The sequence below is a fragment of the Bradyrhizobium diazoefficiens genome, from assembly GCF_016612535.1.
GTDB classification, from domain to species: Bacteria; Pseudomonadota; Alphaproteobacteria; order Rhizobiales; family Xanthobacteraceae; genus Bradyrhizobium; species Bradyrhizobium diazoefficiens_C.
Genome location: NZ_JAENXS010000002.1, coordinates 1,341,569 through 1,353,506 on the forward strand (window position 1 = coordinate 1,341,569; position 11,938 = coordinate 1,353,506).

An 11,938-nucleotide genomic window follows, 5' to 3' on the forward strand; every position below is an offset into this window, starting at 1 on the left:
TTCTCCAATGTGACTGGCGCGCGGGTCGCCCGACCGAACTTCAGGGCGCGCTTCCATTCTCATCATCGATCGGTCCCGCCGGATCGATCAGGACGAAACGGAGCGGCGAATGACGCGAGTATTGATCACTGGAGGTGCGGGATTCATCGGCTCTCACGCCGCCGATGCCCTTCTCGCCGCCGGCTATGAAGTCAGGCTTCTCGACAATCTTTCGCCTCAGGTTCACGGCGGCAACCGTCAGCGTCCCGCCTATCTTGCCGACGACGCAGAACTCGTGGTCGGCGACGTCACCGACGCTGTCGCCGTCGAGCATGCATTACGCGGCGCCGACATGGTCCTGCATCTCGCCTCCGCCGTCGGCGTCGGTCAGAGCATGTACGACATCGAACCTTATGTCAGGACCAACGAGCTCGGCACAGCCGTGCTGTTGCAGGCGCTTTCCAAGCGTCCTGTCGAACGCCTGGTCGTGGCGTCCTCGATGAGCATTTACGGCGAGGGACTTTACCGGAGCGCCGATCGGAGCGTGATCACCTGCGAGGAGCGGCCGATCGAGCAGCTTCGCCGCGGTGATTGGGAGCTGCGCGATTCCGGAGGTAACCCTCTCGACCCAATTGCGACCCCGGAGACGAAGCAACCTTCGCTGAGCTCGATCTACGCCCTCAACAAATATGCGCAGGAGCGCATGTGCCTGATCACCGGCAAGGCCTATGGCATTCCGACAATGGCGCTGCGATTCTTCAATGCGTTCGGGCCCCGCCAGGCCCTCTCCAATCCGTATACCGGCGTGCTCGCGATCTTTGCCGCGCGGCTGCTCAATGGCCGACCTCCCCTCGTCTTCGAGGACGGCCGGCAACGGCGCGACTTCGTCCATGTGCACGACGTCGCCCGCGCCTGTCGCATGGCACTGGAAGCCGAGCATGCTCAGGATGTCTTCAACGTCGGCTCAGGGCAGAGCCGCACCATTCTGTCGGTCGCGCAGGATCTCGCCGAAGTCATGGGGCGCCGTGACATCGCGCCCGAGCTGACGGGGAAGTATCGCGCCGGGGACATCCGGCATTGCTTCGCCGATATGGGAAAATCGCGCGACGTGCTCGGATTCGAGCCCCGCGTCGCCTTCAAGGATGGACTCGAAGAACTGGCGGAATATCTCGCCGACCAGATCGCCGACGATCAAGCTGAGCGGGCCACCGGGGAGCTGCAGCAACGAGGGTTGGTCGCGTGATGAGTAACCAAGACAATAAGCCCGTTCTGATCACCGGGGGCTGCGGATTCATCGGCTGCAATCTCGCCGACCGTCTTGCGCAGCGCGGCGATCGCGTGCTGATCCTGGACAATCTTGCTCGTGCCGGCGTCCAGGAGAACGCGCAGTGGCTGAAGTCCCGGCATGGTGATCGGGTCACGATCACCGTGGCCGATATCCGCGAGCCGATCCCGGTGATCGACGCCGTGCGCGAAGCGCGCGCCGTGTTGCACCTGGCTGCCCAGGTCGCGGTTACCGACAGCGTGAGCGATCCCGCCGCCGATTTCGAGATCAACGCACGCGGCACGTTGAACGTGCTCGAAGCCGTTCGATTGCACAACAGAGCCGCGCCCGTGGTCTTTGCCTCGACCAACAAGGTCTATGGACGCCTGATCGAGGATGGTGAGATCGCCCTCACCGGCCGCCGTTACACGCCGACCAGCGATCTGCTCGCGGCGGGCATCTCGGAAAATACGCCGCTTGATTTCTACAGTCCTTATGGCTGCTCCAAGGGAACGGCGGATCAATACGTCCACGATTACGCCCGGGTCTACGGCCTCCAGACTGCAGTGATGCGCATGAGCTGCATCTATGGGCCGCGGCAATTCGGTACCGAAGACCAGGGCTGGATCGCACATTTCCTGTTGAGCGCCATCCGCGGCAACGAGCTGACGATCTATGGCGACGGGAATCAGGTCCGTGACGCGCTGCACGTGTCCGACGCCGTCGGCGCTTGGCTCGCCGTGCTCGACCGGATCGCGCTTGCCCGCGGACGCGTGTTCAACCTTGGCGGCGGCCCGGAAAATGCGATCAGCCTGTTGGAATTGATCGACCGCATTGCCGATCTGACCGGCCGTCGGCCGATGTACCGCTTCAGCGATTGGCGGCCAGGCGACCAGCCCTGGTATGTCACCGATACGCGGGCTCTGTCCACCGCGCTCGGCTGGGCGCCTCAGACGTCTTTGGCAGACGGCCTCCGATCGCTTCACACCTGGCTCGATGGACGCTTCGGGCCATCACGAACCAATCGCGAGGCGCTGGCATGACGCGCGTTGCGCTCATCAACCCCAACTGGGATTTCGGCGGCAGCATCTATTTCGGCTGCCGGTCCCCTCACCTTCCGCTCGAGCTCGGGATATCCGATCACTATTTGAAAGCGGCCGGACACAGGACGCTGTTGCTTGACGCGCACATGTTCGACCTGTCTCTCGCCGAAATCGAAGCCGAACTGTTGGCATTCCGCCCCGACCAGGTCGTGATCACGACGGCGCCGACTTATCTGTTCTGGCGTTGCGCCCCACCCGAACTCCGCGTCCCGCAGGAGCTTGCGCTGGCCGTGCGCGGCCTCGCGCCGCTCCTGATCGCGGCGGGCCCCCATGGCTCGACCACGCCGAAGGCCGCACTGCGCAAGCTTCGCGTCGATATCGTCGTGATGGGCGAATGCGAGGCCTCCTTGCTGCGGCTCGCCAATGGCGAGCGGGACTTCCCCGGCCTTTGCTTCGCCGATGGCGCCTCGCTCCGCGTCAATGGCGGTCCGCAAGCCGTAGCTTTCTCGGATCAGCCGCCGCTCGAATGGCCCGAGGAGATGATCCGGCGCCATCACCACCACCATCACCGCTTCGAGGCCGAACCGCAGGCGCCGGGCGCAGAACTCGAAGCGTCACGAGGATGTCCGTACAACTGCACATTCTGCGCTAAGGAGAATTTCCGCAACGCCTACCGCAAGCGGCCGGCCGCTGCCGTCCTCGAAGAGATCGACGGCCTGCGCCATCACGGCCTCGAATATGTTTACTTCATCGACGAGATCTTCCTTCCGAACACGGAATTGCTGGAAGGGCTGACCACGCGTGGGTTGAAGTTCGGCGTGCAGACCCGCATCGACCTCTGGAAGCCGGACATGCTGGTTCTGCTGGGCCGCGCCGGATGCGTTTCGATTGAAGCGGGGATCGAGAGCCTGACAGTCGAAGGACGCGCTGCCCTGGCCAAGAACTGCAAAATGACGACGGACCAGCTTGCCGATCGCCTTGTCGAAGCGCGCCGCCACGTTCCTTTCGTCCAGGCCAATTTGATCGAGGTGCCCGAGGACGATGATCCGGTCGTGCAGCGCTGGCGCCGCACGATGCAGGATGCGGGCGTCTGGGCCAATGATCCGGTCCCCCTCTATCCCTATCCTGGTTCTCCGGATTACCGAAAGCTGTGGGGCGAAGCCGATGATTTTGCGTGGGAGCGCGCACATCGGCATTACCTCGCAATGTTCGACCAGTTCAGCGACGTGCAGAGCGATCGTCCGGTCCCGCTCGATGTGCTCGAACTTCAGGTGGCCCCATGAGCCGTAGCGCGGAGCTCAGGATCCTGATGACGACTGACACGGTCGGGGGCGTTTGGACTTATTCCTGCGCTCTTGCCTCTAGTCTTGCCGCGGCAGGGGCGGATGTCACCCTGGTCACGATGGGCCCGCGCCCGCGGACCGATCAGACTGAGATGCTGCTTGGTTCTCCGGTACGCCTGATCGAAACGGACCTTGCGCTCGAATGGCAGGATCCAGAAGGACAGGATTTGTCCCGCGCCCGGCGGGTGCTTGTGAATCTCGAAGCCAGGCTTAAGCCCGAAATCATTCACCTCAACAGCTTTCGCGAGGCAGCCTTTGCCTGGCGCGCGCCGGTGGTCGTCGTCGCACACTCCTGCGTCAACTCCTGGGCGCAGGCCTGCCGCGATACGGCCTGGCTCGATGAACCAAAATGGCGCAGCTACACCGAACGAGTGGCGGCTGCATTGGATCGAGCACAGGCCTGGGTTGCTCCGAGCCAGTCCTTTCACGATGTTGTCATGCAGCTCTACCGGCCTCGATCTCAGGGCGCCGTGATCTGGAATGGTATCACCCCACGGGGCGCACGCGGACGAAAGCAAGACTTGATCTTTGCGGCCGGGCGGATTTGGGACCGCGCCAAGAACATCGAAGTTTTGGCTGCTGCGGCGTCCGGCCTGGAATGGCCCGTCCATGTGGCCGGCCCGGCGGACGCCTGCCCGGCTTCGGTCGTCTGGCTCGGACATGTGCCGCACGAAATCATGCACACGCACTTGCAACACGCGGCTATCTTCGTCAGTCCTGCGCTTTATGAACCATTTGGTCTTTCGGTTCTCGAAGCCGCGGCTGCCGGATGCGCCCTTGTCTTGTCCGACATTCCGACGTTCAGGGAGTTGTGGAGCGGGGCCGCGCTGTTCGTCGATCCCGCCGACAGCAAGGCGCTGCACCGAACGCTCGCGGATGTCTGCAAGGACGATCGCGAGCGTGCTCGGCTGCAACGTGCCGCCTTTGAGCATTCCCTCACCTATTCGCCGACGCGGACGGCGAGCGCCTATCTCAGGCTCTACGAGGGGCTGCTCGCATCCCATCACGCGTTCGCCCCAGCGGAGGTTCGCGCATGAGATGCGTCCTGTTCTACCACGCGTTTACCTCCTGCTGGAACAACGGCAACGCTCATTTCCTGCGCGGATACGTCCGCGAACTTCATGCGCTTGGCCATGAGGTCGTGGTGTTCGAGCCGATCGACGGCTGGAGCCGGCTGAATGCGATCCGAGAGGGCGGCAGTCAGGCGATGGAAGACATCCACGCGCTCTTTCCAGGAATCCAAATTCGCCAATACGACGCCTGCCTCAATCTCGACGAGGCCCTCCAGGGCGCAGATCTCGTCATCGTCCATGAATGGAATTCGCCCGATCTGATCGCAGATATCGGGTCCAGACGGGCACATGGCGCTCGCTTTACGCTGCTGTTCCACGACACCCATCACCGCGCCGTCAGCGCGCCGGACGAGCTTGCACAATTCGACCTTGACGGATTCGATGGCGTGCTCGCGTTCGGTGAGGTGCTTCGCCAGATCTATCTGAAACTCGGCTGGGCCGACCGGGCCTTCACCTGGCATGAGGCCGCCGATATTGCCCTGTATCATCCGCTGCCGCAGGTCGAACGCACCGACGATGTCGTCTGGATCGGCAACTGGGGCGACGGCGAACGCAGCGCTGAGCTCAACGTGTTTCTCGTCGAGCCGGTGGCCGAGCTGAAGCTGCGCGCCAGCGTCTATGGCGTCCGCTATTCCGACGCGGCACTCCAAAACATCCAGGCCGCCGGCATTCGCTGCGGCGGCTGGCTGCCGGCACATTGGGCTCCCGTCGCCTTCGCAGCCGCGCGCGCGACCGTCCATGTGCCTCGCGGCCCCTACGTCCGGTCACTTCCGGGCATTCCGACCATTCGCGTCTTCGAGGCGATGGCTTGCGGCATCCCGCTGGTGTCGGCGCCGTGGTCGGACGCCGAAAGCCTGTTTCCGGCAGGAACCTATGTCAGCGCCGCTGACGGCAGCGAGATGCGGCGCGCGCTTCGTGCTCTCCTCGACGACCGAGATCTGTGGTCCGAAACGGTCACGAATGGACTCCACGCAATCAGGGAACGCCATACCTGCCGTCATCGCGCTGAGCAGCTTGTCGGCATCGTTCAGGACATCCGGACCTCAGGCCGCTCCTCCCAGCCTCTGCAGCATATCGGAGCCTCCGCATGAAGATTTGCTTCTTCGGGTCCAGCCTCGTCTCGTCTTACTGGAACGGCGCCGCCACCTATTACCGCGGCATGCTGAAGGAGATTGCGGCGCTCGGACACGATGTCACCTTCTTCGAGCCCGACGCCTTCGAGCGCCAAGCCCATCGCGACATCGACGATCCCGAGTGGGCCAGGGTGGTCGTCTACCCGGCGACGCCGGACGGCTGGCGCAGCTCGCTCGAGGCGGCCGCTCGTTCGGCCGACATGCTGATCAAGGCCAGCGGAGTCGGGGTATTCGATCAGGAGCTGGAGAATGGCGTCGCCGAGACCCCGTCAAAGGCAACGCGCGTCTACTGGGACGTCGACGCGCCTGCGACGCTCGAGGCGATGGCCGCCGATCCGGACCATCATCTCCGACGCGCGATCCCCTCCTACGACATGGTTCTGACGTATGGCGGCGGTGACGCGGTCGTGTCAGCCTACCGTGTCATGGGTGCGCGGGACTGCACGCCGATCTACAATGCCCTCGATCCCGCCACGCATTTTCAGGTATCGCCAAATGATCGCTTCACCTGCGATCTCGGCTTGCTGGCGAACCGCTTGCCGGATCGCGAGCAGCGCGTCGAACGGTTCTTTCTCGACGTTGTCCGCCAATTGCCGGAGAAAACTTTCGTACTTGGTGGCTCGGGTTGGGAGACCAAGGACACGCCTTCCAATCTGCGCAAGATCGGACATGTCGGGACCGGCGACCACAACGCATTCTTCGGCTCAAGCCTTGCCACGCTGAACGTCAATCGTGACAGCATGGCGCGCTATGGCTTCTCACCTCCGACGCGCGTGTTTGAGGCAATCGGCGCCGGCGCCTGCCTGATCACCGATCAGTGGGACGGCATCGACTACTTTCTCGAGCCGGGTCGCGAAGTGCTGGTCGCCGCAAATGGTGCAGGGGTCGCGGAGCATCTCGCCTCGCTTCGACCCAAAATGGCCCGTGCGATCGCCGGGCGTGCCCGTGCGCGCATCCTGAGCCACCACACCTATCGGCAGCGCGCACGCCAATTCAATAATCTCTTTGTCGCAAGCAGTTCGCGAGTCGAGGCAGCAGAATGAATCTTTCCATCGTCGTCATCGGCCTATCCGTCACTTCATCCTGGGGCAACGGTCACGCCACGACATACCGCGCCTTGATCGGCGCTTTGGCACGACGCGGCCATCGCGTCACGTTCCTGGAACGCGACGTGCCCTGGTATCGCGATCATCGCGATCTCACCAAGCCGTCCGCGTGGACCGTCGAGCTCTATCAGTCCATCAAAGACATTCCGCGCCGTTTCGGCAAGCTGCTCCAGGACGCAGATCTGGTGATCATCGGATCCTATGTGCCCGATGGCATCGCGATCTCCGAATGGGTCACGACTCATGCCCATGGCCTCACCGCCTTCTACGACATCGACACGCCGGTCACGCTTGCGAAGCTTGAAGAGGGCCTGGATTACCTCTCCGCGGCAATGATCCCGCGCTTCGACCTCTATCTGTCCTTTACGGGCGGTCCGGTGCCCAGCATGATTGAGCAGAGCTATGGCTCCCCGTTGGCGCGGGTTCTATATTGCAGTGCCGACCCCGCCATCTACGCGCCACAACGCATCGAGCCGAGATGGGCGCTCGGCTATCTCGGGACGTATAGCGACGACCGACAGCCGGTGCTGGAGCAATTTCTGCTGTCCCCGGCGCGCACCCTGTCCTCGGAGCAATTCGTCGTTGCCGGCGCCCAATATCCCGCAGACGTGATTTGGCCGGCCAATGTCGCGCGCATCGAGCATCTCTCGCCCAAGCACCATCCGATCTTCTATGGAGAACAACGCTTCACGCTGAATGCCACCCGTGCCGACATGCGCGCGCTCGGCTTTTCGCCAAGCGTTCGGCTGTTCGAAGCCGCCGCGTGCGGCACGCCCGTCATTTCGGACCGGTGGCCCGGCATCGAAACCGTTTTCGAGCCCTCCAGGGAAATCCTGCTCGCATCGAACCCGCGCGATATCGTGGAGATCCTGCGCGACATGCCGGAGGAGCAACGGCGCACGATCGCGGAAAACGCACGGCGGCGTGTTTTGGCCGACCACACCTCCGACCATCGCGCCCGGCAATTGGAGACCTACTACGCCGAGGCGTTGGCGCACCGCCGCCGAAAAACCCCGCAACTTCCCGCCTCCCGTCCCATGCAGGTCGCCCAGATCTGAAAGGCAGCACGATGACAGTTCAGACCCGCATCAACGCGTCCCAACGCTCCCCGACCGTCCTGGTCGCTGGCGGCGCCGGCTTCATTGGATCTCACCTGTGTGATGCCCTTCTGCAACGTGGCAGCACCGTGATTTGCCTCGACAATTTGTTCACGGGGACCATCGACAACATCCGGCCACTCCTCAATCACCCGAACTTCCGCTTCATCGAGCACGATGTGCGCGATCCCTTGGAGATCGAAGACGATATCGACCGGATCTACAGCCTTGCCTGTCCGGCATCGCCGCGGCATTACCAGAAGGATCCGGTCGGCACGATGAAGACGTGCGTGCTCGGCACCATCAATATGCTCGAACTGGCGTGCAGGAAAGGCGCGCGGGTGCTGCAGGCATCCACAAGCGAGGTCTACGGCGATCCCGAGGTCCATCCCCAGCCGGAGACCTACCTCGGCAACGTCAACCCGATCGGGCCTCGCGCCTGTTACGACGAGGGCAAGCGCGCAGCGGAAACACTGATGTTCGACTACCACCGCATGTACGGGGTGGAGATTAAGATCGCGCGCATCTTCAACACATACGGGCCCCGCATGCTAGAGAACGATGGGCGCGTCGTCTCCAACTTCATCGTGCAGGCCCTGCGCGGAGAGCCGATCACGATCTATGGAGGCGGCACGCAGACAAGGAGCTTCTGCTTTGTCGATGACCTCGTGCGCGGCCTCCAGCTGCTCATGGAGAGTCCATCGTCAGTCACCGGGCCCTGCAACCTCGGCAATCCGCACGAGGTCACGATCGAGGCCATCGCACGCGATGTACTGGCGTATACGGAATCGGTCTCTCCGCTCCGCTTCGAGGCATTGCCCAAGGACGATCCGAAGCGTCGCAAACCGGTGATCGACACGGCTGTCGGGGCGCTGGGATGGCGTCCGCGCGTGGCGCTCAAGGATGGGCTGAAGGCGACGATCGCCTATTTCGCGATGCGTCTCGCGGGGGAAGCGCCGACGCTTGTTCCGGCCATCGCACCGCGGAGGAATGGACGTCATAGCGCGCGCGGCCGGCTGACGATCGCCGATCAGGGGTGAGCTCGCGACTGCAAGGGACCGCGCCGGATCGACCTGCTGGCGGCTCTGGTGCAGTGATGCGACCAGGCCACGTCTCGCTGTGGCGTTGGCAGCACGTTTCGACGAAGTCGCCGTGCCTTCGCAAGACCGGCGGTGACGCATCGAATCGAATCGATCGCCGCTTGCGAAAACCAGAAGAGCGGCCAACGTGGATAGGAACGGCGTTTCCGGCACGCAATTGTTCATCATAGAAACCTCAAGGAGTAACGAAATGCGTAAGACAATCGTGACAATGTTCATGGCCGCGATGCTGGCCAGCGCTTCAGTTGGTGCTGCGTTAGCACAAGGCGGAGGTGGTGGCGCTGGCGGTGGAGCCGGCGGCGCAGGAGCTGGCGGCGCAGGAGCTGGTGGTGCTGGCGCAGGTAGTGCTGGCGCAGGTAGCGGTGGCGCGGGAGCAGGTGCTGGTGGCGCAGCTGCCGGAAGCGGCGCAGGCGGAGCGGGAGCCGGCGGCGGCGGCATCAGCCACGTAGAGCGCGGCGGACAAGGCGCATCCAGCTCACCTGGCATGCGCAATGAGACCACTCCGTCTTCCAACGGTACGACCCCGCAGCGCTAGCGGGAGCACGGTTCGCGCGCTTCTCCTCCCGGATCGCGCGCATGTGCGTGGCACCGGCGAGACTTCTCCCTCGCCGGTGCCACGTTATTTCCGGCATGCGCCGAAAGCGGAAGGAAAGCATCCGACGGTGACGCGAAAGGATTAGAGACACAACTCGGCAGCGCTCATTGCGGCCGCTGCGCCAAAGAAAAAGGAGCTGCGCTCCCGGGATTCAGGAAACGCACGCCGTTGATGGTCAGGCTGCTGCTTCAGTGCAGGACGTCCAGCGGTACCTTCCCGATCTCCTGACCCTCCTGATTTGTGACCAGGATCGAGAAGTGACGATTCCTGAGTTCGGGACGCTCCACAAGAAGTCGCCTCGCGATCTCCTCGGCGACGTCCAAAGCCGCGATATCGTCAGGCAATTCAGAGCCTCCCTCGTCTGCAACGGTCTTTGAATCGACCAGATCGAAATGATAGCGCGGCACATCCATTTCCTTGAATTCCGCGCAGAAACGCAGATTCACGAGACTTCGTTCCGGCGCGCGGCACCAAGCCCGGTGATTACGTCAGGGCCTATGCTTTGCCGGACCGACCGCGATGATCATCGCGGCAAATCATGCGTCTTGGGAGGCAAGGCCCTGAACAGCCAGCAACAGCAATCTTGCTGCAGCGCCATCAACTGGAATAATGGCGCCGCCTTCGACCAAACCTGTGGAACCGGAGTTCCCCTTCTGAGTTAGCATCGGGAGGGCCTTATCCCGTGTTGCATCGTCTCTCGATCCATAATCGCAGGCCGGAAGAGCTCCAGGCGCTGGCACAAGAGCGTCGCAAGCTCAGCGATTCAAAAACAGGTCGGCTCAAGACCCTCCTTTTAAGTGAAGCTAAGCTTCTGGAATTTCATGCAGATCTCCGTATCTGGATGGACCGCACCACTCCCATCCGGCACTCGGCGCCGCACACGCAGACTGACAAAGCGGCTGTTCCATCTGACCGGCCTCCGGCGGCGGGTCCTCTCGGTCCCGGGTTGGCTCTCTCGGCCGAGGATGAGCATGCGCTCGTCTCCGTCGCCCAACCGAAATACTTCGGACGAGGCGACATCCTGTTGGCCGAAGGTGAGCGGCCCGACAACTTTTACATGCTCTGCAGCGGTGCGGTCCGTGCGAGTCGGACCCTGGAAGATGGCCGTCTGCAAATCGTCTCGGTATTTTTTCCGGGGGACGGGCTCAACCCCGGGGACATCCTTCTTGGTCGGTCCCGAACAACAATCAGCACCTTTACCCCCTCGGTGGTGCTTTCGATCTCCGTCCCACAACTGAGATCGTTGCTGGCGCAGCGGCCCTCGATCAGTCGTGCGCTATGGCGGGAAACCGCGCTGCAGGCGTCAATCCAGCAGGAACGGCTGATCGGCCTCGGGCGAAAAGCCGCGGAGCCCCGGCTGGCGCACGCTCTGTGTGAATTCGCATATCGCCTTCAAAGATATGCTCGTGACGGCGAAGCGATAGAATTTCCGTTGACCCAAGCCGAGTTGGCGGACGTGCTCGGTCTTTCGCCGGTCCATGTCAATCGTGTTGTGCAACATCTGCGAGGGACGGGCCTGATCGACTTGAACCGAGAGCGCCTGATCATCCGGAACAAGCAAATGCTCTACAAATTCGCAGAGTTCGACCCTGAATATCTCGAAAGCGAGCCAGAATTCCAAGTCGTTGGTAGCTAGAACTTGCTCATTCTCGAACGGGCAAGGTTCGCACGCAGGACGACGGTCATGAATTGGATGCTTTGCAGCTCTGTGGCGACTTCAGCCCGCAGCCGCTCAGCACGTGCCATGTGTTGACGGCAGGATTGAATGAGTTGTCCGAATTCGCGTTGTGCCGGGGATACTCGAGATTTGGGTCGCAATACTTCGGAGAACGGGACATGCATGAGAGACTGGCGATTGCCGTCCAGTATCTCGACCGAATCCAGGTGAGCATCTCGACGGGTCTGGAGCTTCTCGAAGGAGATATCCAAGGCGGCCCTGCAGCTATCGAGGTAAGCCGCTTCCAGGGAGGGGTACTGCACCCCGACATCGTCGGTGTCAGTGACGCCGTCAAAAGTGAAATCGAAGAAGAACAGGGGCATTTCGGCCACCCTTCTCGGGATAAACCCGATTGTTATCCGGATGCGCAAACGGCAAACGCGTGAGGAGGGCAATAGGCCCCAATTATTCATTGGGCAGGGTCGCCCTTCAGAGCTTTCCGGAGTTCGCCGGCGAACAGGTCTGCCTGATCCTCCCTAGCTTATTTC

General features: G+C 62.4%; 12 protein-coding genes. 10 read left to right on the forward strand and 2 right to left on the reverse strand.

Features of this window, described 5'->3' with window-relative positions; genetic code table 11:
* The first annotated feature begins 109 nt into the window (after nt 1-109).
* The 9 genes from JJE66_RS23305 to JJE66_RS23345 all read left to right on the forward strand — a co-directional run bounded on the left by JJE66_RS23305 (nt 110) and on the right by JJE66_RS23345 (nt 9,587).
* Nucleotides 110-1,222, forward strand: a complete 1,113-nt coding sequence (locus JJE66_RS23305; RefSeq protein ID WP_200516823.1) for an NAD-dependent epimerase/dehydratase family protein — start codon at nt 110-112, stop codon at nt 1,220-1,222.
* Complete coding sequence (locus JJE66_RS23310) at nt 1,222-2,286, forward strand: GDP-mannose 4,6-dehydratase (RefSeq protein ID WP_200516824.1); 1,065 nt, start codon at nt 1,222-1,224, stop codon at nt 2,284-2,286. Before JJE66_RS23305 ends, JJE66_RS23310 begins: the two co-directional genes overlap by 1 nt.
* Nucleotides 2,283-3,569 carry a TIGR04295 family B12-binding domain-containing radical SAM protein gene (locus JJE66_RS23315; protein WP_200516825.1) on the forward strand — a complete coding sequence of 429 codons (1,287 nt, stop codon included), beginning with the start codon at nt 2,283-2,285 and terminating at the stop codon, nt 3,567-3,569. The genes JJE66_RS23310 and JJE66_RS23315 overlap by 4 nt, the downstream gene beginning before the upstream one ends.
* Nucleotides 3,566-4,666: a glycosyltransferase family 4 protein gene (locus JJE66_RS23320; protein WP_200516826.1), complete on the forward strand. Its 1,101-nt coding sequence runs from the start codon at nt 3,566-3,568 to the stop codon at nt 4,664-4,666. The genes JJE66_RS23315 and JJE66_RS23320 overlap by 4 nt, the downstream gene beginning before the upstream one ends.
* Nucleotides 4,663-5,793 carry a glycosyltransferase gene (locus tag JJE66_RS23325; protein WP_200516827.1) on the forward strand — a complete coding sequence of 377 codons (1,131 nt, stop codon included), beginning with the start codon at nt 4,663-4,665 and terminating at the stop codon, nt 5,791-5,793. The genes JJE66_RS23320 and JJE66_RS23325 overlap by 4 nt, the downstream gene beginning before the upstream one ends.
* Nucleotides 5,790-6,878, forward strand: coding sequence for a glycosyltransferase (locus JJE66_RS23330; protein WP_200516828.1), 1,089 nt, complete (start codon nt 5,790-5,792; stop codon nt 6,876-6,878). Before JJE66_RS23325 ends, JJE66_RS23330 begins: the two co-directional genes overlap by 4 nt.
* Nucleotides 6,875-7,999 carry a glycosyltransferase gene (locus JJE66_RS23335; protein WP_200516829.1) on the forward strand — a complete coding sequence of 375 codons (1,125 nt, stop codon included), beginning with the start codon at nt 6,875-6,877 and terminating at the stop codon, nt 7,997-7,999. The genes JJE66_RS23330 and JJE66_RS23335 overlap by 4 nt, the downstream gene beginning before the upstream one ends.
* Nucleotides 8,000-8,010: 11 nt before the next feature.
* Entirely contained in the window at nt 8,011-9,078 is a 1,068-nt protein-coding gene (locus tag JJE66_RS23340) for a UDP-glucuronic acid decarboxylase family protein (RefSeq protein ID WP_200516830.1), read from the forward strand.
* A 335-nt stretch (nt 9,079-9,413) separates the two neighbouring features.
* Nucleotides 9,414-9,587 (forward strand): hypothetical protein, encoded by a 174-nt coding sequence (locus tag JJE66_RS23345; protein ID WP_200516831.1) that lies wholly within the window; start codon nt 9,414-9,416, stop codon nt 9,585-9,587.
* A 334-nt stretch (nt 9,588-9,921) separates the two neighbouring features.
* Here JJE66_RS23345 and JJE66_RS23350 read toward each other — a convergent pair whose 3' ends face one another.
* Nucleotides 9,922-10,179, reverse strand: coding sequence for a DUF6894 family protein (locus JJE66_RS23350; protein WP_311979947.1), 258 nt, complete (start codon nt 10,177-10,179; stop codon nt 9,922-9,924).
* Between the two features lie 236 nt (nt 10,180-10,415).
* Between JJE66_RS23350 and JJE66_RS23355 the strand changes: the two genes are divergently transcribed.
* Nucleotides 10,416-11,369, forward strand: coding sequence for a Crp/Fnr family transcriptional regulator (locus tag JJE66_RS23355; RefSeq protein WP_311979948.1), 954 nt, complete (start codon nt 10,416-10,418; stop codon nt 11,367-11,369).
* Here the strand turns inward: JJE66_RS23355 and JJE66_RS38980 are convergent.
* A complete protein-coding gene (locus JJE66_RS38980) occupies nt 11,366-11,863 on the reverse strand; it encodes a DUF6894 family protein (RefSeq protein ID WP_409362841.1) in 498 nt (165 codons plus the stop codon). The genes JJE66_RS23355 and JJE66_RS38980 overlap by 4 nt on opposite strands.
* Nucleotides 11,864-11,938: the final 75 nt, after the last annotated feature.

What these genes read in the sequence shown, in the direction of transcription:
- JJE66_RS23305 (WP_200516823.1), top strand. Translation starts at nt 110, where the DNA reads ATGACGCGAGTATTGATCACTGGAGGTGCGGGATTCATCGGCTCTCAC.
- JJE66_RS23310 (WP_200516824.1), top strand. Translation starts at nt 1,222, where the DNA reads ATGAGTAACCAAGACAATAAGCCCGTTCTGATCACCGGGGGCTGCGGA.
- JJE66_RS23315 (WP_200516825.1), top strand. Translation starts at nt 2,283, where the DNA reads ATGACGCGCGTTGCGCTCATCAACCCCAACTGGGATTTCGGCGGCAGC.
- JJE66_RS23320 (WP_200516826.1), top strand. Translation starts at nt 3,566, where the DNA reads ATGAGCCGTAGCGCGGAGCTCAGGATCCTGATGACGACTGACACGGTC.
- JJE66_RS23325 (WP_200516827.1), top strand. Translation starts at nt 4,663, where the DNA reads ATGAGATGCGTCCTGTTCTACCACGCGTTTACCTCCTGCTGGAACAAC.
- JJE66_RS23330 (WP_200516828.1), top strand. Translation starts at nt 5,790, where the DNA reads ATGAAGATTTGCTTCTTCGGGTCCAGCCTCGTCTCGTCTTACTGGAAC.
- JJE66_RS23335 (WP_200516829.1), top strand. Translation starts at nt 6,875, where the DNA reads ATGAATCTTTCCATCGTCGTCATCGGCCTATCCGTCACTTCATCCTGG.
- JJE66_RS23340 (WP_200516830.1), top strand. Translation starts at nt 8,011, where the DNA reads ATGACAGTTCAGACCCGCATCAACGCGTCCCAACGCTCCCCGACCGTC.
- JJE66_RS38980 (WP_409362841.1), bottom strand. Translation starts at nt 11,863, where the DNA reads ATGAATAATTGGGGCCTATTGCCCTCCTCACGCGTTTGCCGTTTGCGC.